This is a genomic window from Mycobacterium hubeiense (assembly GCF_002838065.1).
GTDB lineage: Bacteria > Actinomycetota > Actinomycetes > Mycobacteriales > Mycobacteriaceae > Mycobacterium > Mycobacterium hubeiense.
Genome location: NZ_PIZU01000032.1, coordinates 33,451 through 59,062 on the forward strand (window position 1 = coordinate 33,451; position 25,612 = coordinate 59,062).

Below are 25,612 nucleotides of genomic sequence, written 5' to 3' on the forward strand. Positions count from 1 at the left end.
CGCGTTACATGTAACCTGGTCGGATGGCAAGCACTCGGGAGCGGGTACGCGAATACCGCCGGCGGCTGCGCGCCCAGGGGCTCCGGCCAGTTCAGATCTGGGTGCCCGACGTGCGCGCGCCGGAATTCGCCGCCGAAGCTCATCGGCAGTCGGCCGCCATCGCCGCCAGCGAGCATGACGCTGACGATCAGGCGTTCGTTGACGCCATCAGTGTGGATTGGGCCGCCGATGATGAGCGGACCGAGTGAGACGCGGCGACATCCACATTGCGGTCGCACGAGGTGCCTACACAGGCAAGCCCAGACCTGTCGTCATCGTTCAGGACGACCGGTTTGACGCCACCGCTTCGGTCACGGTCTGCCCACTGACGACGAATCTCGTGGAAGCACCGTTGACCCGCATCGCGATCGAGCCGACGCCGTCCACGGGTATCGAGCAACTGAGTCACATCATGATCGACAAAATCACGACAATGCCGCGGGCAAACCTTCGTGATCGTGTCGGTCGTATTGCCGACGTAGATCTCGTCCGGCTCGACCGTGCACTCATCGTGTTCCTTGGGCTCGCTGGATAGCGACTGTCCATCGTTCGGTGGACACCGAAGTTCAACCGCCAAGGCGTCGCGGAACCACGGCTCGGCGGCGCAGTATCAAAGCCATGGAAATCCAGCAGGCCGCGGCCGCCGAGATCGGCAAGCACCGGCGACTGCTGCGCACCGGACGCGACGGCCGGATCCTCAGCGCGCTGATGCTGCCCTTCCTGCGGGTAGCGCCGCCCGCGGGTTTCGGCGTGCTCACCACGACCGGACGCAAGACCGGTAAACGACGCAGCAAGTGTGTCCGGGTGATTCGCAGCGGCGACCGCGCGTATCTCGCCGCCCTGCGTCTACCGCATATCGCCGTCCAACATCCGGACTGGGTCAACGCCTGGGTGCACAACATTCGCGCCAACCCGCTGGTGCGCCTGCGGATTCGCGGCGGCACATACGACGGTGTTGCCCGCGAGATCGACGACGCAGCGGAACGAGAACATGCACGTCGACTGCTCTGTGACAACGTGTTTCCGACCGACTACTGCGAGTGCGCACTGCATGTGCGCGGGTTGCCGTCGCGTACCAAAGTCCAAGATTTGCACCGCTATTGGTTCAAGACTGGGAATCCAGTCGCAATCGATTTGAAGGAGAGACGATGACGACCGTTGCCCCGCTGCGCGAGTCCGAAAACCCCTACCTGAACGGTAACTTCGCGCCCGTGCGCGAGGAGATCACGGCCATCGATCTCGACGTCACCGGGACGATTCCGGACTACCTCGACGGCCGCTACCTGCGCATCGGGCCGAACCCGATGGGAAATCCCGACCCGAGCCGGTATCACTGGTTCCTGGGTACAGGGATGGCGCATGGTCTGCGTCTTCGTGACGGCAAGGCACACTGGTACCGCAACCGGTGGGTGCGATCCGCCGACGTCGCCCGCGCACTCGGTGAAACGTGGTCAGGCGGCGCCCACGGCGGCGGGTTCGATTTCGCTGCCAACACCAACATCATCGGCCACGCCGGCAAGACGTTGGCCATCGCGGAGTCCGGTGTTCGACCCTACGAGCTGACCGAGGAGCTGGAAACCGTTGGGCCGTCCGACTTCTGCGGCACGCTGTTCGGCGGCTACACCGCCCACCCCAAACGCGACCCTGCGACTGGCGAGCTGCACGCGGTGAGCTATAACCCGATGCGCGGCAACATCGTTCAATACACGGTGACCGGCGTCGACGGCAAGATTCGTCGCACCGTCAACATCCGGCTGAAGGCGCAGACGATGATGCACGACTTCTCGCTGACCGAGAAATATGTGGTGCTCTACGACCTGCCGGTGGCACTGGACCTCGGCGGGTCGCTCAGCCGCAGGCCCGTCAAGGCGGTCGCCAACCTGCTGACGCGCCTGGCCGAGCGCCACGCCGCACCGGATTTCCTGCTGCGTGCCGCGATGCGGGGATCCGAACGCTCGGGGCCGCCGCAACTCGGTATGCCCTACCGCTGGGCGCCGGAGCGGCAGGCGCGCGTCGGCGTGCTACCGCACGAAGGTACGGCCGCCGACATTCGCTGGTTCGAGGTGAATCCGTGCTATGTCTTCCATCCGCTCAACGCCTACGACATCTCGGATCCAGACGGCGAGCGCATCGTCCTCGACGTCGTGCGCCATGCATCGGTCTTCAACAGCGGACACCGCATCGTGCCGGAGGCTCCATCGCTTGACCGGTGGACCGTCGACCTCACCGCCGGAAAGGTCGTCGAAGAGAGGCTCGATGACACGCCGCAGGAGTTCCCGCGCGTCGACGAACGATTGGTCGGCCGGCCGCACCGCTACGGCTACGCGGTCGGCTTCTCGAACGAAGCGCCCGATGCAATCCTCAAGCACGACTCGGCCGAACAGCGCACCCAGGCGGTGGTGTTCGGAGAGGGCCGTGAACCCGGCGAGTTCGTCTTCGTCCCGTCCTCAGCAGATGCCGCCGAAGACGACGGTGTGGCAATGGGATTCGTCTACGACGGCGCAACCGACCGCAGCGATCTGGTGCTGTTGGACGGGCAGACGCTGGAAACGGTCGCGACCGTGCACCTTCCGGTCCGGGTACCGCACGGCTTTCACGGCAACTGGGTGCCGACTGAGGGATAACATCGCCCCATGACCGCGTCGCACGGGGACGAGTGGCATTGGCTGTGGAAGCTCTATGTCTTCGGCATCCTTGTCGCGGCGATGGTCGGCGTTGTGCTGTTGAACGACCGCTTCCCCGGCAACGCGCCGGTCGCCATCGCGGCGCTGGCAGGCATCATCGCGTGCGTTTCGGCGTTCGGCCAGAAGGTGATCCGTGCGGAGACGGTCGACTGGCGAACGGTGACGTTCATCGGCGCCGTCGTCGGGCTCTGGGTGATCGCGCTGTGGGCGTCGCCGGTGAGCATCGCGGCGATCGCCGCGCTGTACCCACTGTTCTTCGCGGCACTTCCGCTGTCCGCCGCGTTGGTCGTGACGACGGTGGTGAACCTCATCCCGCTCTCTTTGGTAGTGATCGGCGGCGGCGTGCGGTCGCCGAATTTGCCGCTCGCCATTGCCACGACGCTCATCGGACTCGTTGCGGCCCCCGTCATCGGCACTGCGATCATGACGTCGATGCGGCAGCGCCGGATGCTGGCCGACCTGGTCGGCGAACTGGCGGCGACACGCGCCGAGAGCGCCCGGCTGTCGCGGGAAGCCGGCGCCGCGGCCGAACGTGAGCGACTCTCCCGCGAGATCCACGACACGCTGGCGCAGGGTTTCACCAGCATCGCGACGCTAGCGCAGGCCGTCGACGCGGAATTGGACACCGACCCGGCCGCTGCCCGCAAGCATGTGGAGTTGATCGGCAGCACCGCGCGGGAGAATCTGGCCGAGGCACGGGTGATGGTGGCGGGGCTGACTCCGGCCGCGCTCGACGAAGGTTCCTTGGCCGGCGCGATCCGGCGGCAGTGCGAAAGGCTCACCGCGGAAACGGGTATCGCCGTGACTGTCGACGCCGACGAGGATTTGCCTCCGCTGGGCATGGCGGTCGACGTGGTGCTGCTGCGGGCGACGCAGGAGGCGCTCGCCAACATCCGCAAGCACGCGCAGGCCAGCGCCGTGCACGTCGAGCTGACCCGGATTGCTGATCGTGTGCGATTGACGTTGTCGGACAACGGCGTCGGCTTACCCGTCGAACATGCCGACGGATTCGGACTGCGTGGCATGCGAGCCCGGGTAGCTCAAGTCGGCGGGACGATGTCGGTGTCGTCTGACGACGGAATGCGGATCGACATCGAGGTGCCGACGTGACCGTAAAGGTGATGCTCGTCGACGACCACCCCGTCGTCCGAGAAGGCCTGCGGGGCATGATCGACGCCGAACCTGACCTCACCGTCGTCGGCGAGGCCGGATCCGGCGGCGAGGCGGTCGCGCTGGCTGAAGCCCTAAGGCCCGACGTGATTCTGATGGATCTGCGCATGCCAGATGTCGACGGCGTCACTGCCACCGAACGAATCCTCGCCGCGCTACCGCAGACCAGGATCATCGTCGTCACCACGTACGAGGCCGACGCCGACATCCTGCGGGCCGTCGAGGCGGGCGCGGCCGGATATCTGCTCAAGGACGCGTCGCGCGCCGAGCTCGCCGACGCTGTCCGTGATGCCGCCCGTGGCAAGACAGTGCTGGCGCCCTCGGTGGCTGATCGGCTGGTTCGTTTTGTGCGCCAGCCTGTTTCGGCGTCGTTGTCGTCGCGCGAAATCGAGGTGCTCGCACTGGTGGCGAAGGGCAAGACCAACGCCGACATCGGACGTGACCTGCACATCAGCGAGGCCACGGTGAAAACACATCTGCTGCGGGCGTTCAACAAGCTCGGCGTGTCCGACCGCACCGCGGCGGTGACCACCGCCATGGGACTGGGCCTCCTCTAACTCGCGAGCAGACGCAAAACTCCCCTTTTTCAAGGCATTTAGGGCAGCTTTGCGTCTGTTCGCGCTACAAAGTCAGCGCGCCCGCGGCCAGCTCGTCGAAGCGCTCGATCGCCTCGTCTGTGTCGGCGTCGATACCGCGTAGCGGTCCCGCGTCGGCCAGGTATCTCCGCGCAAATAGCCGCGCCACCAACGCCTTGCGGTCCCCGCGACCGGTCTCCCGCTCCCATGCCGCCTGCTCGCACAGCAGTGCCGCGGCATACACATCGCCCATGAACTGCGCGAGCGGGAACAACCGCGCCTCCGCAACCGCGCCTTCGAGTTTGGTCCAGGCGGTGATCGCCGCGTCGAGATCCTCGATGCGACGCGCCACCAACTGCGTCGTAGCGTCGTCGTCGGACACCGACACCGCGTCGTGCAGCCGCTGCAACAGCGCTTCGTGTGCGGCGGCCTTCTCGATACCCCGCTTGACGTCGAGGCACAAGATGTTGTCGGACCCCTCCCAGATGGTGTTCACCTGCGCGTCACGCAATATCCTTGCCACCGGCCAGGATTCGATATAGCCATTACCGCCGTGGATCTCGATCGCATCCGACGCCATGGTGATGCCGAGCCGGCACACCTTGAGCTTGGTGACGGGCACCGCGATGCGTTGACGCACCTGCCGCGGCTGACGGTGGTTGACGGCGCCGGTACCGTCGAAAACCATCGCTTGGGCGGCTTCGACGTCGACGATCATCTCGGCGAGCTTGCGCTGCATCAACGGCTTGTAAATCAGCTTGCCCCCAAACGCATCCCGCGTCCGCGTGTAGCACAGCGACTCGACCAGCGCCCGTCGTGCATTCCCCAACGCGAACTGCGCGATGCCGAGCCGCGCCGCATTCGTCAGCTCCATCATGCGGCCCAAGCCTTTACCGTCGGCGGGTCCGGCGTCAGCGCTGGGTTCACCCGAGAGCAGAAACGCCTCGGCGTCGACGAACTCCACCTCACCGGAGGCCACCGAGCGGGTGCCGAGCTTGTCCTTGAGCCGCCGGATCCGCACGCCGTTGCGCGACCCGTCCCGTCGCGTGCGCAGCACCAGGAAATTCGCGACACCACGGCTGGAATCCGGTGCGCCCTCCGGCTTGGCCAACACGACGAACGCCTCGCCGTTGCAGTTCGACGCAAACCACTTGAAGCCGTTGAGAAGCCAGGCGTCGCCGTGGCGCCCACCCGTTCTCCGAGCCGTCGTCTCCAGCGCGCCGAGGTCCGATCCACCGGTGCGCTCCGTCAGCATCTGCGCGGTCTTCCCCGCCCACTCGCCGGACGCGAACTTGCCCAGCACGTAATCGCGCACATCGGCGGGCGCATACGCGGAAACCAGCGACTGCACCATGCCGCCGCCGGTGCCCAGCGCGCAGCCCATCCCGATATCGGCTTGGTCCAGAAGGTAATTCGACGCGAACAGCATCAGCGACGAGCTCACCCCGGCTTTTCGAGCGTCCGCCCGTAGCCGAGCCTGCGCGTCGAGCACCGCGCGTTTGGACTCGGTGAATGACGGCGGCATCACCACCCGGCTGATGTCGTGTCCCCAGCGGTCGTAGCGCTCCAGCCGCGGCGGGTTGCGGTCGGTTTCCTCGGCCCACCGCGCCACCGGGCCACCCATCAGTTCGCCGATGTGCGTCAAGTGCGGCTCGGCGACCGCGAGCTCGTCGGGCCGCAGGTAGTAGGCCATCGTGGTCTGCAGGATGGGATCGGTCGTATACCAGTTCAAACCCACGGCGCCCTGGTAGTTCTCGGTGCGGTAGCGCTCGGATTTCTCCGGCGTCGTGAAGGGAAGCCGGTCCACCGCCTCCACGTCGTAATCGCTCATGCGACGACGGTATTACAGTTTCGTAGTCAGGTGAAGAATATTTGTAATATCACTTTGTCAGCGCCAGCGAGCCGGCTGCGACCGTCGCGCTCACGACCATGACCAACGCCATCGGGATGGCGGTGAACTCGCCGCCCGCCCCGACCATCGGCGCCGCCAGTGCGGCCAGGCCGAACTGCAGCGCACCCATCAGCGCCGAACCCGTGCCTGCCGCGTGCCTCGCCTCCTCGAGTGCAAGTGACGTCGCATTGGCGACGATGAGACCGAGGCTGGCCACGGTGCACGCGAGCAGCACCAGCGTGGCCCACAGCACGGGCCCCAGCACCGCGTCGATGACCAGCAGCGTGGAGAACATCACCAGCAGCGCCACGCCGGTGTGCAGCAGGCACCGCTGACCGAACCGCTCGACGATCTTCGCGTTGACGGCATTTATCACGATCAAGCCAATCGCGTTGCTCGCGAACGCAATCGAATACAGGGTCGTCGACAGGCCGAGCGTCTTTTGCAGGACGAAGGGCGAGGCAGCGATGTAGGCGAACATCACGGCGAAGCTGAACGCGAATGCCAACGTGTATCCGAGATAGCGGCGGTTGGCGAGCAGGGTACGCACATTGCGGGCCAACGCGACGAGACCGCCGGTGGTGCGGTGTTCGTGCGGGTGACTTTCGCTCAGCCACACCAGCGCGCCGATGAACATCGCCACCGCGAGTCCGGTGATCACCCAGAACACACCGCGCCAGCCGATGGGCGCGAGCAGCGCGCCACCCAGCAACGGCGCAACGACCGGTGCAGCGCCGTTGATGATCATCATCAGGCTGAAGATCTTGGCAGCGGCGCCGCCGCGCGCTCGGTCGGTGATTACCGCTCGGCTCAGCACCACGCCTGCCGCACCGCTGAAACCCAGAACGAAGCGAGATGCGGCAAGCAGTTCGATGGAGGGCGCCAGCGCGCAGGCCGCGCTCGCAGCGATGCAGACCAACGTGCCGGCCAACACCAGCGGGCGCCGGCCGAAGCGGTCGGACAGTGGGCCGATGACGAGCTGACCCACCGCCAGGCCCACCATGAACGTCGTCAGGGTCAGCTGAATCGCCGATGTGCTGGTGCCGAATTCGTCGGCCTTCGCCGGCAGTCCCGGCAGGTACATGTCGGTGGCCAGCGGTGCGACCGCGGTGAGCAACGCCAACACGCCGATCCAGATCAGCGGGAATGGCTCGTGCTCGAGTCAGGTCGGCCTGGAACCGCTGCCACATTCGGAGTTCGAGGTGCTGCGCACCGTGGCCGACAATCCCGCAATCACCGTGACGGACGCGGCCAGATTGCTCGCGCAGCAGCCCAGCAATGTCAGCACCACCGTGCGGCGGTTGGTCCAGCGCGGACTCGTCGAACGCATCCCCGATGCCCGCGACGGGCGGTCGATCCGGCTGCAGCTCACCGGCAAAGCCGTCGAATACAAGAAGCTGATCGATGCGTTCTGGGTCGACGCGGTTCGCCGCCAACTGTCGGAGATGAGTGACGAGGAAGCCGCGCTGGTCGCCGAGGCCGCGCCGCTGTTCCGGCGCTTCGCATCGATGGTGTGACGCTAGCTCAGCCGCGCGACCGCGGAGGCAATCCGTTCGTCGGTGGCGGTCAACGCAATTCGCACATGCTGCGCGCCGCGGGGCCCGTAGAACTCGCCGGGCGCGACGAGGATGCCGCGCTGCGCGAACCATCCGACGGTGTCGCGGCAGGGCTCGCCACGGGTGGCCCAGATATAGAGCCCGGCTTCGGAGTGGTCGACCGTCAGCCCCGCCGCCTGCAACGCCGGCAGCAGCTGTGAGCGGCGCCGCTGGTAGCGATCGCGCTGCTCGCGCTCGTGCTCGTCGTCGTCAAGGGCCGCCACCATGGCCGCCTGCACCGGCGTCGGCACCATCATCCCGGCGTGCTTGCGCACCGCCAGCAGTTCGGCGACCACCTCGGGATCACCGGCGACGAAGCCGGCGCGGTACCCGGCCAGCGACGAGCTCTTCGACAGCGAATGAATGGCCAGCAGGCCGGTGTGCTCGCCGTCGCACACGGACGGATGCAGGATCGACACCGGTTCGGCGTCCCAGCCCAGGCCCAGATAGCACTCGTCGGACGCGACGAGTGCACCGCGCTCGCGCGCCCAGCCGACCACCTTGCGCAGATGGTCGACGCCCAGCACGCGGCCGGTGGGGTTGCTCGGCGAGTTGAGGTAGATCAGCGCGGGCGTTTGCGGCCCCAGCTGCGTCAGCGAGTCGGCCAGCGCCACCCGGGTACCGGCCAGCTGTGCGCCGACTTCATAAGTGGGATAGGCGAGTTCGGGCACCACGATGAGGTCGTCGGGGCCGAGACCGAGCAGCGTTGGCAGCCACGCAATGAGTTCCTTGGTGCCGATCACCGGAAGCACCGCGTCGGGCGCCAGGTCGGTGACGCCATAGCGCCGTTGCAGCGCGGCTCCCGCCGATGCGCGCAGTGCGGGGGTGCCTGCGGTGGTCGGGTAGCCGGGCGCGGCGCTGGCAGCCGCCAGCGCCTCCCTGATCAGCGGCGCGACGGGATCGACGGGCGTGCCGACCGATAAGTCGACGATGCCGTCGGGATGCGAACGCGCCAGCGCGGTCGCGTCGGCCAGCGTGTCCCACGGAAAAACCGGCAGCGCCGCCGAGACGCGCTTACGCAGTGCGGGGCGAGCCGTTATCAGTCCTCACCCTGCGGCGGCAGATCCTTGACGGCCTGCGGATCGTTGTCGGTCTGGCCCACCTTCGAGGCACCACCGGGCGACCCGAGCTCGGTGAAGAAGTCCGCATTGATCTGCGTGTAGCTGCTCCACTGGTCGGGCACGTCGTCCTCGTAGTAGATAGCCTCCACCGGGCAGACCGGCTCGCAGGCACCGCAGTCGACGCACTCGTCGGGGTGGATGTACAGCATGCGTGCACCCTCGTAGATGCAGTCGACTGGGCATTCCTCGATGCACGCCTTGTCTTTAACGTCGACGCAGGGTTCGGCAATGACGTACGTCACTGAGTTCTCCTCAAGTCCTCTCGGTCTACCTGTCCGGTGGGGCTGTCCGTCGTTGTCGGGGTCCGCCGAAGTCGACGCCAGTATGCAGAAAGTATCTCTGCCCAATAGCTGGACGCCGGTCTCAGTGTGCCCTAACTTCCGCGCCACCCGTTATGGGTGCCGCGTGGTTACAGATACTAATCGTTGCATTTACCGCACGCCTACTACAGGGTCTATGCACGCCGGTGCAGTGCAACTAGTTGCATATGAACCCTGGACGGCCCTAGGCTGCCCGGGTGGCACTCCCCCACGCGATCCTGGTGTCGCTGTGCGAGCAGTCCGGCTCCGGCTACGAGCTGGCCCGCCGGTTCGACCGGTCCATCGGCTATTTCTGGGCCGCCACGCACCAGCAGATCTACCGCACGCTACGGACCATGGAGTCCGATGGCTGGGTCCATGTCGAGGTGGTCGAACAGCGCGGGCGGCCCGATAAGAAGGTGTACACAGTCTCTGACGCCGGCCGCGTCGAGTTGGCACGCTGGATCGCCGCGCCGCTGTCCGGTCGAGGCAGCACCGTCGCCGACAACCGGACCCGCGATCTGGCGGTGAAGGTGCGCGCCGCCGCCTACGGCGACATCTCTTCCGTACAGGCCCAGGCACAGGCATTGCGTGCCGAGCGAGCCGAATTGCTGGACACCTACCGGGAATTCGAGAAGCGACAGTTTCCATCCCCTCGCGCGTTGAAGGGCAGCGCGCTGCATCAATACCTGGTGTTGCGCGGCGGCATCCGCGCCGAGGAAAGTGCCATCGATTGGCTCGACGAAGTCTTGGCGGCGTTGAAGGGATCTTCGTGACGTATCCGAACCTGTTGTCACCGTTGGATCTTGGCTTCACCACACTGCGCAATCGCGTGGTGATGGGCTCGATGCACACCGGGCTTGAGGACCGTGCGCGCGATATCGACAAGCTGGCAGCGTATTTCGCCGAGCGGGCCCGTGGCGGCGTCGGACTGATCATCACCGGCGGGTACGCCCCCAACCGAACGGGATGGCTGCTACCGTTCGCATCGCAGTTGGTGTCGTCGTCGGAGGCGCGGCAGCATCGCCAGGTCACTGAGGCCGTGCACGAGGCCGGCGGCAAGATCCTCCTGCAGATCCTGCATGCGGGCCGCTATGCGTACCATCCGTTTTCGGTCAGCGCGTCCCCGATCAAAGCGCCGATCAATCCGTTCAAGCCACGGGCCTTGCGCGACGTCGAGGGCACTATCTCCGATTTCGTCCGGTGTGCACTGCTGGCGCGGGAAGCCGGCTACGACGGCGTCGAGATCATGGGCAGCGAAGGGTATCTGCTCAATCAGTTCCTGGCGCCGCGCACCAACAAGCGCAGGGATAAGTGGGGTGGCTCGCCGTCGAACCGGCGGCGTTTCCCGGTCGAGATCGTGCGCCAGACCCGTGCGGCGGTCGGATCCGACTTCATCATCTGCTACCGGATGTCGATGGCCGACTACGTCGAGGACGGCCAGAGCTGGGACGAAATCGTCGCGCTGGCACAGGAAGTCGAAGAGGCCGGGGCGACGCTGATCAACTCGGGTTTCGGGTGGCACGAAGCGCGAGTGCCGACGATCGTCACGTCAGTACCCAACAGCGCGTTCGTCGACATCAGCAGCGCGGTGGCCGAGCAGGTCTCGATCCCGGTGGTGGCATCGAATCGGATCAACATGCCGCAAGCGGCCGAGCAGATCCTCGCCGAGACGCAGGTGCAGTTGATATCGATGGCGCGCCCGCTGCTGTCGGACCCGGACTGGGTGTTGAAGGCTGCCGCCGATCACGCGGACGAGATCAATACCTGCATCGCATGCAATCAAGCGTGCCTGGATCACGCCTTCGTGCACAAGAAGGTGTCGTGCCTGTTGAATCCGCGAGCCGGCCGGGAGACGGAGCTGGTGCTGGGACCAACGCGGGTGTCCAAGCGGGTGGCGGTGGTGGGCGCCGGACCGGCTGGGCTGGCTGCGGCGGTGACGGCCGCGCAGCGCGGGCATGCGGTCACGTTATTCGAGGCTTCAGAGGTGATCGGCGGCCAATTCGACTTGGCACGAAGGATTCCGGGCAAGGAGGAATTCAACGAGACCATCCGCTATTTCAAGACGATGCTGGATAAGCATGGCGTCGACGCCCGGCTCGGTGTGCGGGCCGACGCGTCGGTGCTACAGGGTTTCGACGAGGTCGTGTTGGCAACTGGTGTGGCGCCGCGGATTCCGGACATCCCGGGCATCGACCATCCGATGGTGCTGTCATATGCGGAGGCGATCACGGGCAAGCCGGTGGGCCGGTCCGTGGCTATCGTCGGGGCCGGCGGCATCGGTTTCGACGTGAGCGAGTTTCTGGTGACCGACGAGTCCCCGACGCTGAACCTCAAGGAGTGGAAGGCCGAATGGGGTGTGGCAGATCCGCAGGAGGCTCGCGGCGCATTGGTGACGCCGCTGCCCGCACCGGCGGTGCGCGAGGTGTACCTGCTGCAGCGGACCAAGGGGGCACAGGGCCGAAAGCTGGGCAAGACAACAGGCTGGGTCCACCGGGCATCTTTGAAAGCCAAAGGAGTGCATCAGCTTTCGGGCGTGAACTATGAGCGCATCGACGACGACGGGCTGCACATCAGCTTCGGACCCGAGCGCGCCGACCGCCGGGTGTTGGCCGTGGACAACGTGGTGGTCTGCGCGGGTCAGGAGTCGGTGCGCGATCTCGTGGACGAGCTGCGCGCCAACGGCATCGAGCCGCACGTCATCGGCGGGGCCGACGTCGCGGCGGAACTCGACGCGAAGAGGGCGATCAGGCAAGGCACCGAGCTGGCGGCGCGGCTGTAGGTCTTAGTGGCTTCGCGCTGCGTTCGTGGCGTGGCTACGATCCCGCCGCGCGATCTTCGGAACCACACCGCCGAAGTCTTGCGACCTGTCGAGGCGGGCGAGGAGACCGACGTCCTCAAAGACTAAGACATCGAAGTCATCACAGTCTCGTAGCGGCACCGCACTCTGGCGCAGCGCCACAACCGGTTCAGGCCGCCAACGGTGCGTACGTGGTGGTGCGCTGGCGCGCCGGGCGGCCGATACCCTCGGCGATCGCCACCAATTCCTCGACGGTCTTGGCCGAACCGAACTCCGAGCCGGCCATCCGCGAAATGGTCTCCTCCATCAGTGTGCCGCCCAGATCGTTGGCCCCGCCCTGCAGCATCACCTGCGTGCGCTCGACACCCAGCTTGACCCAGCTGGTCTGAATGTGAGAGATCCTGCCGTGCAACATGATCCGCGCCAGAGCATGAACGGCACGGTTGTCGCGGTGCGTCGGCCCGGGACGCGCCCCGCCGGCCAAGTACAGCGGTGAGCTCTGGTGTACGAACGGCAGCGGCACGAATTCGGTGAAACCGCCCGTGCGGTCCTGGATCTCACGCAACACCCGCAGATGGCCCACCCAATGATGTGGCTGGTCCACGTGCCCGTACATCATCGTCGAGCTCGACCGCAGCCCCACTTCGTGCGCGGTGGTGACGACATCGATCCACATCGATGTCGGTAGCTTGCCCTTGGTCAGCACCCAGCGCACTTCGTCGTCGAGAATCTCAGCCGCGGTGCCCGGGATGGTGTCCAGGCCTGCCTCGCGCAGCGAGATCAACCATTCGCGAATCGATAACCCGCTCTTGGTGACTCCGTTGGCGATCTCCATCGGCGAGAAGGCGTGCACGTGCATCGACGGCACGCGTTCCTTGACCGCGCGCACCAGATCGGCGTACCCAGTGACGGGCAGTTCGGGGTCGATGCCGCCCTGCATGCATACCTCGGTGGCACCGGCGACGTGCGCCTCCCAGGCGCGGTCGGCGACTTCGGCCGTCGACAGCGAGTACGCGTCGGCATCGCCCTTGCGCTGCGCGAACGCGCAGAACCGGCAGCCGGTGTAGCAGATGTTGGTGAAGTTGATGTTGCGGTTGACGACAAAGGTGACGTCGTCGCCAACCACGTCACGGCGCAGCGAATCGGCCAGCGCGGCAACGGCATCCAGCGCGGGACCGTCAGCAGTGGCCAGCGCCAGATACTCGTCGTCGCTCAGGCCGGCCGGGTCACGCTCCGCCGAGCGCAGCGCCGCCAGCACGTCGGTGTCGATGCGTTCCGGCGCGCGGGCGGCAAGCTCGTGCACCTTCTCCCGGATCGACTCCCAGTCGCCGAACGCGCTGCCGAGATCGCTGCGGGTCTCCGTCAGCCTGCCCTCACTGTCGATGGCGGCGTGTAAGTCGGTGCGGCCCAAGGACTCCAAGGATTCGTCGGGCTCCTGCCATGGCTGCCCGACCGGATTGACGTCCAACGCGAAACCCGTCTCCGGGTCGGCCAACGCGTCGACGTGCCCACGCACACGCGGGTCGATCCACGCCGCCCCGGCCTGCACATACTGTGGCTGCGCGGTGAGCCGCTGCACCAGGTCATAGCCGGCCTCGGCGGTGACGGCGGCAAGGTCGTCCAGAGCGGGCCACGGCCGCTCGGGGTTGACGTGATCCGGCGTCAGCGGCGAGACACCGCCCCAGTCGTCCACCCCGGCCCCGATCAACGCCAGGCACTCGGAGCGCGACACCAGGTTCGGGGGCGCCTGGATACGCATCTTGGGCCCGAGCACCAGGCGGGTGACGGCGACGGTGGCGAGGAAGTCGTCGATATCGGTGTCGGGCACCGACTGCATCGCGGTGTGTTCCTTGGCCCGGAAGTTCTGCACGATCACTTCTTGAACGTGCCCGAATTCCTTGTGCGAGCGTCGGATTGCGTGCATGGTCTCAGCGCGCTCGCCAAGCGTTTCGCCGATGCCGACGAGCAGTCCGGTGGTGAACGGAATGGACAGCCGCCCGGCGTCGTCGAGCGTCCGCAGCCGCACCGCGGGGTCCTTGTCGGGGCTGCCGTAGTGCGCCAGGCCCTTGGTTTCGAAGAGGCGACGGGAGGTGGTCTCCAGCATCATGCCCATCGACGGGGCCACCGGTTTGAGCCGCGAGAGCTCGGACCAGGTCATGACGCCGGGATTCAGGTGCGGCAGCAGGCCCGTTTCCTCGAGCACCCGGATGGCCATTGCCCGCACGTAGTCCAGCGTTGAGTCGTAACCGCGTTCGTCAAGCCACTGCCGGGCCTCGTCCCAACGCGTCTCCGGCCGGTCGCCGAGCGTGAAAAGGGCTTCCTTGCAACCGAGTTCGGCGCCGCGACGGGCCACGTCGAGAATCTCGTCGGGCTCCATGTACATGCCCATCCCCTGAGCGCGCAGCCGGCCCGGGACGGTCACGAAGGTGCAGTAGTGGCAGGTGTCTCGGCACAGATGGGTGATCGGGATGAACACCTTGCGCGAGTAGCTGACCGGAAGGCGGCCGTTGGGGCCGCGTCGTCCCGCAGAGGTGAGGCCGGCGTCGCGCACCCGCGCCGCGCTGGCGCACAGCTCGGCCAGGTCGTCGCCGCGAGCGGTCATCGCGATGGCGGCTTCGTCGACGTTGAGCGCCACGCCATCGCGGGCCCGTCGTAGCACGCGCCTCAGGGCCGCAGAGCCGGATTTCGGTGGGACCACCGGGCTAGGCAAGTCGGCGCCGGGCTGGGGGTTCAGAGCCACTCCCGTGTAACCCCGATGTCGTCAAGATTCATCCGCGTGTCTCACTATCTGAAACCACAGCGCCTGGCATATCGGTCAGGGTAGTCCGAGCGCAACAGGTGGGTGCGTCGCCCGTCGCCGACACGGCCGGAATAGCTGCGCGGCCACGTTGACTTGCGCGTAAGTTGAGAACCTGTCGGGGCGGAAGGCGAAGGAGCTGTCATGAACGTATCCGTCCGCTCGTATCTCATGGCAGGTCTAGCCACGGTCAGCGCCGGTGCCGTCGCCCTCGCGCCGATCCACCCGACGCTGCCTGACATCACTGTTCCGGCGCAGCAGACCGCCAGCACACCGGCCATGTCCCAGGCGATGGTCGATCTGCTGGCAGCGGCGCAGCGGATGACGCAGACCGTGGCAGGTCCGGTTTCGAACAGCGCGCTAACAGCGGCGGCGGCTGGACAACTCGCGGCACCGCAGGACCCATTGCTGCAAGTCCTGCTCGACGACCCGGTGCGCCTCCTGGGGCCTGCAGCGCCGCTCGGGTCGGTTACGCCTTCCCCTCAGCTGTCCGCAATACCGATCGCACCCAACATTGCGAACACCATCGACCAGGTCTATATCTGGGCGGAACCCTGGGTGCGGTGGGGTTTCGAGGTTGCTACCGATGTGGTGTCCTGGATCCCGGCCGTCGGTTGGTTCGCCGGCCAGATCATGGTCTTTTACACCTTCGGAGAAGGCATTGTCGCCAGTGCCGTCTTCAATTTCACCGATTGGCTCCGAGGCCAGGGCGGCATCATCGAGAACGTGGTCGACTTCGGCCTCGATGTCGGCGCAGCCTTTATCTGGCTGGGTATTGACGAGTGGAATTACTTCCTGCCTCCCCTGCCCCCGTTGCCCTTCCCGCTACCACCGCGACCGCCGGCGCAAGACCCGTTCCTTGCCGCCGAAACGCTGCAGCCGCCTGATGTTGGGGTCACGAATGCCGCAAGCGACCTCGTCAACGCGATCTACATACCAGTGCGAGACGGCATCAGCTACGGCGTCGACGTACTGCAGGCTGTACTTGACCCGATTCCTTTCGTCGAAATTGTCGGCGACCAGGTGAACCTCCTGTATGACGTCCTCGCCGAACCAATCGCCGACAGCGTCGTCTTCGGGTTGATCGACCCAGTGCTCAATGACCCGCTGAACATCAACAGCTACATCGACGGCGCGTTCAATGTCGGCAACGCAACCATCAACGCACTCATCAACACGGGAATCGCTGAGGTCGATTACGTCCTTGGCGGCGGGTGGATTCCGTTCGCCGCCACCGCCGCCAATGAGGTGGCCACGACGCCGGAAGACGCGGGTTCGGTCGACGCCGGCCTCGATGTGCTACTGGCGGGAGGCGCCGACGACGCCGGCCAAACTCCGCTCGTGAACAACGCGGTCAAGCCCGTTGAAGAACTCGGCAAGACCGCGGAGGCGGCGCGCTCTGAGGCCCTCGCGACAGTGTCCGCGGCGGCCGAGCGCCGCGCCGAGCAGGCTCAAAGGCTCGCCAAGGCACCGGAGGCCGTCGCAAAGGGTCTCGTGCAGGCCCAAGGTGAAGTGCGCGAGTCGATCGAAACGGCGACCGAGGACGTCACCGGCGCGGCGCGTACAGGTCGGCCGGGCAAGGTCACACAAGAAGTCGCGAAGGCTCCTGGCACGGTGGCGAAAGGTCTGCGCGACGGGGCAACTGAGGCCGCCAAGGGTCTTCAGCAGGCCCGTAATCAGGCCCGCAACGCTGTCAGCGGCAACGCAGACAAAGGCAGTCAGAGCACAGACAACGGCGCCAAGAATGGGAACAACGACAAAGGCAGCGACAACGACGAGTAGTCAGCGCCGACGGAACAGCAGCCACGCCGCGGGTAACGTCCCGAGGGCGATGAAAATCAGCACGCTGTAACCCATTACGCCGCGGCCGCCGAAGATGATGTCGCCGCCTGGCCCGCCGAGGGTCATCGCTGCGACGGTCGCCAGCCACGTCCACAACGGCAGCGCGGCCAGGCGCATCGAATCGGTCCAGTACATCGCCGCCCAGACCAATGCGGCGTTGACGGCGCCGGTCACCAAGGCGCTGACGGGAAATGGAATGGCGCCGATGCTGAACGGCAACAACAAGGCTCCGGCGACCGCCGAGATGATTCCGTCAACGGCAAGCAGGCTCAGGACGACGACGCGAATCGAGGGGTCTTCCGCGCCAGGGTCGACGGTGGCGCGCGGCGTCGTCGAGATCAGGTCGGGATGCTGTCGAGCAGTGCGACGAGCGAACCCACCACCCATTGGAAGTTGTCGGCGCGGTCCTGCTGGTGTTGCAGGTTCGGGTCCAGATCGGGGTCCATGACCCGGGAGCCTACCCCGTCGCATCGGCGCTATTCCAGGTTCAGCCCGGCCAGCAGATCCGTTTCCCAGCCGCGGGCGTCGCGCTCCCCCGGCGTTCCCGCCACGAGGATGTAGTGCTCTTGGGTCGGGATGGGCATCGCGATGTTGTTCGACAACGCGCACGACGCTTCGTTTGGCGCGACGGTGACCTGGGTGGCGTGGGCACGCAATGCTGCCACCTTGGCGGGCAGGCAGTCGGCCACGTCGATGACGGCGTCGATCTTGTCGTCGGGGTAGCCGAACGGCACCTCGTCGATCGACACGCGAACCCACTCCGGCGGCACGTCGGTCAGGGCGTTCAGCCCGGATTCGATCGCACTGGTGGCGACGACGGTCCAGTAGAACTTGGGCACCTTCCAGGGCTGTCCCGGAAATTCGCCGCCGCCAGCAGCCTCGACGGCCGCGGTGGTGACGCGGTGGGCCTGGATGTGGTCGGGATGGCCGTAGCCGCCGTTCGGGTCGTAGGTGACGACGACGTGCGGGCGCAGTTGCCGGATGATCGCGACGAGTTCGCCGACCGTCTCGCGCATGTCGGCGTCGATGAAGCGTTGATGGTGGCGCGGCGGGGTGCCTTCCATGCCGGAGTCGCGCCAGCGGCCGGGTCCGCCGAGGAAGATGGGTTCGTCGACGCCCAGAGCGTCGAGCGCCGCGGTCAACTCGCTGATCCGGTAGCCGCCCAGCTGATCGGCCTTGTCGACGACGAGCTGGGCGTAACGCTCGCCGATGACTTCGCCCTCTTCGCCGAGCGTGCAGGTGACGACGTGCACGTCGGCGCCTTGAGCGAGGTAGTGCGCGATGGTTCCGCCGGTGGTCAGCGTCTCGTCATCGGGATGAGCATGGACGAACAGCAGACGGGGCACTTCATGCGACGGCATCGCCGCGACCCTAGCGCGCAACGGTGAACGACGCCGGGCTCCAGCCGATCCCGTCGGGGCCAACGCCCATCAGCAAACGGCCTGAGATAGACCGATTTCATACCGTCTGATAGACCTTCATCGCAGAGGGGCCGCAGTCCGTCCCGCTATGTGGGACGGACTGATAGTTCAGTATTGGCGTAGGCCGCGTCACAATTGGCGGACTAGCGTGTCGCTAGTCACTGCCGTCGGGCCGCGCTTGCCACTACGCCGACCAATATCACAACCCCCGGCCGGGGCCACACCCTGCCGGCACGGCCCTGGCGAATCCACTCACCGAGTTCCAACAGGTCTTCCAGAAGGCCTTCGAGAACGCCCAGGCGTTGGGCGCAACCATCACTGCCAACCCTGCTCCGATCCTCCAGGCCGTGCTCGCCAACCAGGTGAGCAGCGCGGAGATGCTCGCAGAGGTCGCTCAGGTCCTTGGCGGCGGATTGCTGCAAGGCTTCACGACCGACTCACCGGCGCTCATTCAGCAGGCGCTAGCGGATTTTGCGGCTGGCGACATCACCAACGCGCTGAACAACATCGTCGGCGCTGTACTTGGACCCGTGGTTGCGGCGGCCCTACCGCTGGTGGGTGGTGAACTGGATCCGTTCGCGGTCATCCAGAACCCGTTCGAGAACCTCTCGAACGTGGTCAACGCCATCACCAATCCCTTGACGCCGGGCCTGCTGGCCGCCGCGCTTGCGCCCGTCACCATGTTGAGCGACATCAACCTCGTGCTGGGTTCCACCGGAGAAGCGCTCATCGGCGCGGTGGAAGAAGGGAATCCAGAGGCGTTCGCCAACGCCGCGTTGAGCTTCGCGCCGAAACTCACCGGAGCAATCCTCAACGGTGAGTACGGCAGTGGCTTGATTGGCCCGTACGGCCTCGTCTCTTCGCTTCTCACGCTTCGGCAGGCAGTCGCGGACGCCATCGAGCCACTGGTCCCGGCGGCGGAAGAGGCAAGTCTCCCAGCTGTTAACGAGACGGCAGGCGAGGCCGCCGCGACAGTCAACCTGAGCACAGCAGAGGTAGCCGAGCCGACGAAGCCGGCAGCGAGCAAGACCGAGTCTGTCGATACGGGCGCCTCTGATACGGCGGCCGCCGGTGCAGCCGCCGTGACCGCGGACAAAGTGGAGGCATCGACGACGGAGGAAGTCGCGCCGTCGGAGAAGGTCGACGCCTCTGCCGACAACACCCAGACCGCGGCGGGAACGACGACGGTGAAGGACAGCCCGATGGCAGTGCCAGGCAAGACGGGTACGACGACGTCGGAGCGGACGAACCCTGTCAAGCAGGTCCGCGATGGCATCCGCGGGACGGTCAAAAACGTCACCGACGGGTTGAAGAAGGCCGCTGAAGGCATCAGCGGGAAGAACCGGAAGGGCGAAAGCACAAGCGGCTCAAACTCGAGCGCCGGCTCGGGCGATGGCGCGGGCTCGGGATCGAGCTCGAGCGACGCCGCGTAGCTTCGCCAGGCCGACGGTGGGCCCCCTCCACATTCGGAGGGGGCCCACTGCTTCGGTCGGTAGCCGCATTGAAAGTGGCAACAGCTGACATGTCTTTGCAATAACAACTAAGCAGCAAACTGCATGCCGCAGAGCCGTCGCAGTCGCTCGCCCCTGTCGGTCGCCGGATCAATCCACGACTGCGCCTACGATCAACGTGGGCCGGCAATCAAATTCTCTCGTTAACATCGCCACGATCCCCGCGCGATGTATTCATCCTGTGCGCAGTAGGCGATCCGATCTCAAGTGCCACGTATGGCTAACAACTGACGGCTTCCGCCATCAATTCGCTAGCAGTGAATTTGCATTCACATAATGACAACGGCCAGTTCCAGTTTGCAACTCCTGACGAAGCGGCGCCAGCCATCAATTTGCCTGTTGAACAGCTAGTTTCGCGCGTCAATAACGTTGGTTGCTCACTGCCGGGCCGCCCCTTTGAGATCAATTCAATCTTTCCAAATCGCCCAATTTGTTAACTTACTCTCAGGTAGCTTCTGCGGCGTCGGGGGTTTACATCGACACAAGGAGATGCCATGCAAGTTGCTGCTCGTCCATATTTCGCAGCTGGCGTGGCGCTGGTGGGGCCGGCGCCATAGCGATCAGTCCGGTCGCGCCGCCGGTACCGGACGTCAGGGTCGCGAACCCGGCAGTCCAGCTGACTGCCAGCCCCTTCGACCCCTATGTCCAGCTGATCGAAAACACCGTCACCAACGTCGGTCTCCTCGCCGACCAAGCGTTCGCGAACGGACCGGCGCCGCTGCTGACCCAGATACTCGAGAACGGCATCGCGAATGCAGAGCTGTTGGTGGCCAAGTCTCTGTAACGCGCTCGATCCCGAGAATCCGTTCGGCGTGCCGGCCATGCTGCAGGAGGCAGTCGACCAGCTACTCGCTGGTGACATCGAACTCGCTTCTCAGACCCTGGTGCAAACCATTCTGCAACTGGCCTTCGCGGTCCTGCCGTCCCTGGTCGCGCCGTTGAACAACTTCGTCAACGTTGTCAACGAACTGCCGACGGCCGTCCTACTCGGCGGCATCGGGCTGATCGGTCCGCCGGCGGCGCTCATCCAGTCGACGGGTGCCTTTGCAATCCGTTGCCGATGCCGTGGCCGCAGGCGATCCCGAAGCGATCCTCAACGCAGTCGTCGGCGGCCCGGCCGTCATTGTCGACGGAGTGCTCAATGGGTATGACCCGACGCAAACGCCACGTCTCCTCTCGCCAGGACTTGGGATCATCTCGGTCTTCTTGACGATTCGGAACACGTTCGTCGAGGCGATCACTCCCCCGGAGCCGCCCGGGCTGGCCGCGAACGCAACGACGAGCGAAGCCGCGGCGACGGTGACGGTTGACCTCGCTCAAAATGCCGAAGGTGCAGAAGGTCTCGGACAAGGTGAGGCCGACAGCGTTGCCGCAGAAGCACCGGAGACGGCGAGCACGGAACCCGAGGATCCGGCTCCCACAGACAACACGGGGAAGTCCGATGACGCGGATCTGGTCAGGAACAGCCTCGTCGCCACACCCGGCGTGACCGCTACCGATTCAGGCGAAGCCGATCAGGTCAGGCCGCTCAGGAACCTCCGCGACGGGATTAGCGGCGCCGTCGACGGATTCCGCAACGGCGTTCGCAACTTTACGGAACGCCTCAGCGGCAAGAGCGAGAGCTCCAGCAGCTCAGCCAATTCGAGCAGCAGCAGCTCAGGCGAAAGCGAATCCGACAGCGGCACTGAGTAACCCGCCAGTAATGCAGTGGGCCCCTCGGAGGGGCCCACTGTTTTTGGTCATACGCGTTCGCGCAACTGCAGAGTAAACGGATGATGAATTGACGCCTCCGGGCATCGTCGCACGGGCTGGCGCCATCAGGACCGTCACCGACACTACGCGCGATGCGGCCGAAAAGGTCGGCGACGCAGTGAGCGACGAGGTCAGCGGCTAATGTTGGCGGCCACGCTTCGCCGCGCGCTGAGTGCTTCCGGCGACAGCTTCAGCTCGCACGAGTAGCGCCGCCGACGGCACCACCTTGCCGCTCAAGTATGTCGACATCCGAGATGCAGAGGTGCCCAATCGGCGCGCGAACTCCGCGGCGGTCAGCCCTGAGGAATCCACCAACTCCTGCAGGCGCCTGCGCACTTCGGCGCGAGCCGACGCCTCAGCATCGGAACGCACCCTAGCGAGCGAACGCCGAAGAGCCGCAACCACTCCAACGTCCTCGGCAAGATCTAGCGCCTCTTCCAGATCGGTCGCGACGGGACCCCACGGATCCTGACGCACCGCGGCAGCGATGCGCCGCCAGTGCGGCAGCGAGCCTCGATCGATCGCAGCCAGAATGCCTTCGACACCCCAACATTCGACGGGGTCATCAGGACTAGCATTGATATTTCGAAACTGCAGAGTGCGCATACCGTTTACCCCTCTACGGTCAGCATCGCATCTGCGACTGCTTGGCACTGAGCAACGATGGTCGACCATGACTGCCATTTCGGGTCCAGATTCTTGTACTGACCGAGTTTGGTTGTCGTTCGCGAATCCGCAGGCCGGGGCTCGCTGAGCTGACGGAGAAGCTGTGCCGCCACGGTATTCTCGCCCGGTTCGCCCTCGTCGTAATACCGATCGATGTCGGCGAGTGTCTCTGCGGCCCATGGCGTTCCGAAGCGGTCGGCCAATGCGGCCACGTCGATGTAGTCGCGCGTCTGGTTGCGCTTCACAAGCAGATAAGCCTTGATGCGCAACGTTTCTTCGGGTGTCGGTGCCACGACGCTCCCACCGCCGGGCACATTGACTGTCTGTGTCTCCAGCGGACGCCGACGGATGAGCTGACGAATGCCGACTTCAATTTCGCCCAGGCTGCCGAGAAGGATCTTGCCCGGTACGGCGCGGTTCAAGACCCACTCAGGATCGCTGTCCAGTGCTTCGAGAACAGCGTCGAACCGGTGGGTGAGGTCGGCCAAGACGTGATCGTGATCGAAGGAAGTCCGATGGCGGGCATAGAGGACTGCCGCGGACCCGCCCTCGAGCACGGCGTCGGGTACCAGCTCTTGCAGCCGCGCCGCCGACCGCAGAACGTCGTCAAAGTCCACCATAGGCGCTCCTTGGTTATCACATATGATAACCCGTGGGACCAGGCCCGCACGCTACTGCGTCGTCTTCACCCAATTGCCGGCGTCACCGACGATGCCCACCGGCACGGCCCCGGTCAGGCTGACGTTCTGCACGCTTGGCCCCGCCGCCACGATCGTGGTGTCCTGCAGGATCGGCAGCACGGTCGACATGTTCCACAGCCGCGGCTCCACCGCCTCGATCACCTCGGCGATTTGCGACGTACCATCAAGCGCCGCATCGATTCTCGGCTGAATACTGCGGTCGCAGATGCCCGTGATGTTGCTCGGCGCCTGCACGAGTGCCCCGGATTCCGGTGCCGGGCTCGGCTGCGTCGCCGTCGGGGTGGCGGTCGGCGGCGGCGCGTTGTTCCGCGGCGGGCGTGGCGGCGGTTCCGTCGTCGGCGCGGGCGGTGACGTCGCCACCGGCGTCGCCTCCAGCGCCCGACATCCAAAGCGGGACGCCAGCGACGTCGCCAAATCTCCGCCCGCCTGACGCCAGCCGACAATCGCGTCCACTCGGTTGTTGGTCAGCGCGTCGCCGTAGAGCACCACGGGATCCAGCGCGGACACCGATGCCGCGATGCCGACGTTGCGCAGCTGGTCCGCCGCGGTATTGGCGACCGCGACCGACGTCGGATCGTTGGCCGCCACACCGATCACAAGTGACAGCGGCACACCGTCTTTGGTGATCTGGCCACGACTGTTATCCGGGGGCGGCACGCCGGGCGTCGGCGGCGCCGGAGTCGCGACGGGCTGGACGTGATATCCGGCCTCCGCCAGCAGGCCCAATGCGGCCTGTCGGCTCATCGCCGGAGGCGCGGTGGGGACATAGTTCGGATCCGACGGCGTTCGCACCTGTGCCTGCGCAAGCTGGACGGTGTTGTCGTCGCCCGCGCCCACCGACGCAAGCAGATCGACGTCGAGCAGGCCGAAAATCGCTTTGCGCACTTGCGGATCGGCGAGTTTTGGCTGCTGCGCCCGTAGTGTCATCTGCATGACGCGCGGCGCCATGATCCGCGCCGTGCGCACATCGGGGATCGCACCCAATTGCGCGAATGCCGCTGCCCCACCGTGGACTTGGGCCACTTGGGTGTCGCCGTTGCGGATCGAGTCGGCCAGCGCAGCCGTCGCACCGCCGCGGCGGAAAAGCAATTGATCGGGTTTGGCCGGGGCACTCCAATACCGATCGTTGCGCGCCAGCAGGATCTCATCCCGTTGCGGGTCAATGTTTTCCACGCGGAACTGGCCACCGGTCACCGGCATCGCCCGCGCCAATCCCGCGGCGAATCCGCCCGGCACATCTTTGACGATGTGCGCCGGCAGGATGTCGTTGAACAGTTCGCGCCAGGCCGGATACGGCTGTGAGAATGTCACAACGGCCGTCTTGCCACCCTCGACCGACTGCACGCCGGTGATCAGGTCATAACCGGCAGGGTCGACGACGCCGGGCTGGCTCACCATCTGGCGCCACAGGTACCAGTAATCGTCGGCCCCGATCGGCGCGTTGTCGGTCCACTGCGCTTCCGGCCGGATCTTGTAGGTGACGGTGAACGGGTTTTGGTTCGTCACTTCCGCCGACAGCAACAGGGACGTGTCCAGTTCCCACCGCGATCCCGTCGGCGACTTGGGGTCCGGGATCGGGCGAAACGAGCTCGGCAGCACAAGCGCGGCGACGGCGGCGTTCACTGGCGATTGGTCAGACAGCAGGTGCGGGTTGAACCCCGGGCCGATCCAGTCGATGGCCACGATGACCTGCGTCGCCTTCGGCGGCGGCGGTGTCGTCGTCTCCGTGGTATCCGTGCTCTGCGGCGCCGGCGGCGGGCTGACGGTACAGCCACCGAAGAGCAATGCCGGTGCCGAGATCAGAGCGCCAATGGTGATAGCGGCGCGGTGTGGGCGGGTCGGCACGCTACTCAGGGTATCGACACCCTCAGATGGGGTCAGGACGCCGGCCGATCCGACGTCGGGCGCCGACTCGACACTACGCGTAGTCAGACTATGCATTCAATTGTGACCGGGCCCGTCATCTAGAAGCAGGGCCGTGACGCAGTAAAAGTTCGCCGTGTGTTCACACTCGCGGCCGATGGGAGGTGGGTCCCGCGCGACGTTACTGGTTGCTGAACAAGATCAACCCTCCCCGGGGAGGACGACGGGCAAACGCTGCTTGTGCCCAGCGGATTCACTCGCTCGTCGTAGCACGACAACCACTACCTGCACGTTCGACCGCTTTCCGACGAATGTTAAAGGGAATGCATGGGATTCGTAGTCTCTCGGAAGGTTCGCAGCTGCGCCCGACACCCCGCGAGCGGAACCAATTTGGCCAAGCGCGTCATCCCCCAGCTACTCCAGTCGCGGATCCTGAAGTGGACTTATGTCGTATACCGACACATTGCCAGCAAAGCTGCGCAGGAGCTGGAAATTTGCATACGCAAGGAGTTCGCTGCCACCTGAGAAAATCTCAGCTTTCGATATTGAACGACGGCGTAAGTTTCGGCTTTCAGCACCACAACCCCAGGGAGCCACCATGCACATTGGCCTGAAGAAGTCAGCGACGACGAGCGCGGCGGTGCTCGCAGCGAGCGCCCTCACCCTTTCACTCGTCACGCCGCAGGCACCAGGGCTTCTGAAGGCCATCGATGCCGAGGTTCGGCTCGCCGCGGCGCCGATCACTGAAGACCCGGCAGAGGCGCTGGCCGCTGCGGCCGGGAACATCGCACTGTTCGGTGAGCGGTTCGCAAGCAGCTTCGTGTCGACACCGCAGGGCCTGCTCGCCACGGAACCTGTCAACCTGAATGAGGCACCGTTGCGCGG

23 protein-coding genes and 1 pseudogene are annotated in these 25,612 nt (G+C 65.6%); 14 read left to right on the top strand and 10 right to left on the bottom strand.

All coding sequences use genetic code 11. The annotated features are described in order from the left end of the window. The first annotated feature begins 23 nt into the window (after positions 1-23). The 6 genes from CWS39_RS21125 (at position 24) to CWS39_RS21150 (ending at position 4,450) form a co-directional block, all read left to right on the top strand. Complete coding sequence (locus CWS39_RS21125; RefSeq protein ID WP_102144871.1) at positions 24-248, top strand: antitoxin MazE family protein; 225 nt, start codon at positions 24-26, stop codon at positions 246-248. After that, on the top strand, positions 245-574 hold the full coding sequence (locus CWS39_RS21130) for a type II toxin-antitoxin system PemK/MazF family toxin (protein ID WP_102144872.1): 330 nt from the start codon (positions 245-247) through the stop codon (positions 572-574). Before CWS39_RS21125 ends, CWS39_RS21130 begins: the two co-directional genes overlap by 4 nt. A gap of 83 nt (positions 575-657) precedes the next feature. Then, a complete protein-coding gene (locus tag CWS39_RS21135; protein WP_102144873.1) occupies positions 658-1,191 on the top strand; it encodes a nitroreductase family deazaflavin-dependent oxidoreductase in 534 nt (177 codons plus the stop codon). Then, the gene (locus CWS39_RS21140) at positions 1,188-2,663 is read left to right on the top strand and encodes a carotenoid oxygenase family protein (protein ID WP_102144874.1); all 1,476 of its coding nucleotides are present in this window, start codon (positions 1,188-1,190) and stop codon (positions 2,661-2,663) included. Before CWS39_RS21135 ends, CWS39_RS21140 begins: the two co-directional genes overlap by 4 nt. 9 nt (positions 2,664-2,672) lie before the next feature. Further along, a complete protein-coding gene (locus tag CWS39_RS21145) occupies positions 2,673-3,833 on the top strand; it encodes a sensor histidine kinase (protein ID WP_102144875.1) in 1,161 nt (386 codons plus the stop codon). 11 nt (positions 3,834-3,844) lie between these two features. Further along, a complete protein-coding gene (locus tag CWS39_RS21150; RefSeq protein ID WP_102144896.1) occupies positions 3,845-4,450 on the top strand; it encodes a response regulator in 606 nt (201 codons plus the stop codon). Positions 4,451-4,514: 64 nt separating this feature from the next. Here CWS39_RS21150 and CWS39_RS21155 read toward each other — a convergent pair whose 3' ends face one another. Together CWS39_RS21155 and CWS39_RS21160 are read right to left on the bottom strand one after the other, a co-directional pair. Next, the gene (locus CWS39_RS21155) at positions 4,515-6,299 is read right to left on the bottom strand and encodes an acyl-CoA dehydrogenase family protein (RefSeq protein ID WP_102144876.1); all 1,785 of its coding nucleotides are present in this window, start codon (positions 6,297-6,299) and stop codon (positions 4,515-4,517) included. A gap of 49 nt (positions 6,300-6,348) precedes the next feature. Then, a complete protein-coding gene (locus CWS39_RS21160) occupies positions 6,349-7,443 on the bottom strand; it encodes a multidrug effflux MFS transporter (RefSeq protein ID WP_233213613.1) in 1,095 nt (364 codons plus the stop codon). A 25-nt stretch (positions 7,444-7,468) separates the two neighbouring features. On the opposite strand from CWS39_RS21160, the gene CWS39_RS21165 reads away from it, so the two are divergent. Beyond that, positions 7,469-7,876, top strand: coding sequence for a MarR family winged helix-turn-helix transcriptional regulator (locus CWS39_RS21165; protein ID WP_233213610.1), 408 nt, complete (start codon positions 7,469-7,471; stop codon positions 7,874-7,876). 2 nt (positions 7,877-7,878) lie between these two features. Here the strand turns inward: CWS39_RS21165 and dapC are convergent, their stop codons facing one another. Both dapC and fdxA read right to left on the bottom strand, forming a co-directional pair. Beyond that, a complete protein-coding gene (dapC, locus tag CWS39_RS21170) occupies positions 7,879-8,976 on the bottom strand; it encodes a succinyldiaminopimelate transaminase (protein ID WP_199178236.1) in 1,098 nt (365 codons plus the stop codon). 17 nt (positions 8,977-8,993) lie between these two features. Continuing rightward, positions 8,994-9,317, bottom strand: coding sequence for a ferredoxin (gene fdxA, locus CWS39_RS21175; RefSeq protein ID WP_102144879.1), 324 nt, complete (start codon positions 9,315-9,317; stop codon positions 8,994-8,996). A gap of 275 nt (positions 9,318-9,592) precedes the next feature. Between fdxA and CWS39_RS21180 the strand changes: the two genes are divergently transcribed. The 3 genes and pseudogenes from CWS39_RS21180 to CWS39_RS21190 all read left to right on the top strand — a co-directional run. Continuing rightward, positions 9,593-10,150, top strand: a complete 558-nt coding sequence (locus CWS39_RS21180; protein WP_102144880.1) for a PadR family transcriptional regulator — start codon at positions 9,593-9,595, stop codon at positions 10,148-10,150. Then, positions 10,147-12,156: an oxidoreductase gene (locus tag CWS39_RS21185; protein ID WP_431306158.1), complete on the top strand. Its 2,010-nt coding sequence runs from the start codon at positions 10,147-10,149 to the stop codon at positions 12,154-12,156. The genes CWS39_RS21180 and CWS39_RS21185 overlap by 4 nt, the downstream gene beginning before the upstream one ends. Before the next feature lie 30 nt (positions 12,157-12,186). Continuing rightward, a pseudogene (locus CWS39_RS21190) lies at positions 12,187-12,279 on the top strand (type II toxin-antitoxin system Phd/YefM family antitoxin); the annotation flags it as partial. A 64-nt stretch (positions 12,280-12,343) separates the two neighbouring features. Here CWS39_RS21190 and CWS39_RS21195 read toward each other — a convergent pair. Beyond that, positions 12,344-14,914 (bottom strand): bifunctional FO biosynthesis protein CofGH, encoded by a 2,571-nt coding sequence (locus tag CWS39_RS21195; RefSeq protein ID WP_102144881.1) that lies wholly within the window; start codon positions 14,912-14,914, stop codon positions 12,344-12,346. 201 nt (positions 14,915-15,115) lie between these two features. On the opposite strand from CWS39_RS21195, the gene CWS39_RS21200 reads away from it, so the two are divergent. Continuing rightward, positions 15,116-16,753: a hypothetical protein gene (locus CWS39_RS21200; protein ID WP_102144882.1), complete on the top strand. Its 1,638-nt coding sequence runs from the start codon at positions 15,116-15,118 to the stop codon at positions 16,751-16,753. Here the strand turns inward: CWS39_RS21200 and CWS39_RS21205 are convergent, their stop codons facing one another. Both CWS39_RS21205 and mshB read right to left on the bottom strand, forming a co-directional pair. After that, a complete protein-coding gene (locus CWS39_RS21205) occupies positions 16,754-17,200 on the bottom strand; it encodes a hypothetical protein (RefSeq protein ID WP_102144883.1) in 447 nt (148 codons plus the stop codon). An 89-nt stretch (positions 17,201-17,289) separates the two neighbouring features. Next, positions 17,290-18,174 (bottom strand): N-acetyl-1-D-myo-inositol-2-amino-2-deoxy-alpha-D-glucopyranoside deacetylase, encoded by an 885-nt coding sequence (gene mshB, locus CWS39_RS21210; protein ID WP_102144884.1) that lies wholly within the window; start codon positions 18,172-18,174, stop codon positions 17,290-17,292. 407 nt (positions 18,175-18,581) lie between these two features. On the opposite strand from mshB, the gene CWS39_RS21215 reads away from it, so the two are divergent. Both CWS39_RS21215 and CWS39_RS21225 read left to right on the top strand, forming a co-directional pair. Further along, the gene (locus CWS39_RS21215) at positions 18,582-19,667 is read left to right on the top strand and encodes a hypothetical protein (RefSeq protein ID WP_142386898.1); all 1,086 of its coding nucleotides are present in this window, start codon (positions 18,582-18,584) and stop codon (positions 19,665-19,667) included. A 1,116-nt stretch (positions 19,668-20,783) separates the two neighbouring features. Then, positions 20,784-21,437: a hypothetical protein gene (locus tag CWS39_RS21225; protein WP_102144887.1), complete on the top strand. Its 654-nt coding sequence runs from the start codon at positions 20,784-20,786 to the stop codon at positions 21,435-21,437. 198 nt (positions 21,438-21,635) lie between these two features. On the opposite strand, the gene CWS39_RS30355 is transcribed toward CWS39_RS21225, so the two are convergent. The 3 genes from CWS39_RS30355 to CWS39_RS21240 are packed head-to-tail and all read right to left on the bottom strand — an operon-like array spanning position 21,636 to position 24,718. After that, a complete protein-coding gene (locus CWS39_RS30355; protein WP_431306159.1) occupies positions 21,636-22,181 on the bottom strand; it encodes a helix-turn-helix domain-containing protein in 546 nt (181 codons plus the stop codon). Beyond that, positions 22,109-22,783 carry a hypothetical protein gene (locus CWS39_RS21235; RefSeq protein WP_102144889.1) on the bottom strand — a complete coding sequence of 225 codons (675 nt, stop codon included), beginning with the start codon at positions 22,781-22,783 and terminating at the stop codon, positions 22,109-22,111. The genes CWS39_RS30355 and CWS39_RS21235 overlap by 73 nt, the downstream gene beginning before the upstream one ends. A 51-nt stretch (positions 22,784-22,834) precedes the next feature. Next, positions 22,835-24,718 carry an ABC transporter family substrate-binding protein gene (locus CWS39_RS21240; protein WP_431306162.1) on the bottom strand — a complete coding sequence of 628 codons (1,884 nt, stop codon included), beginning with the start codon at positions 24,716-24,718 and terminating at the stop codon, positions 22,835-22,837. 607 nt (positions 24,719-25,325) lie between these two features. Between CWS39_RS21240 and CWS39_RS21250 the strand changes: the two genes are divergently transcribed. Continuing rightward, the coding region (locus CWS39_RS21250) for a hypothetical protein (protein ID WP_142386899.1) at positions 25,326-25,612 on the top strand (287 nt) is incomplete at its 3' end.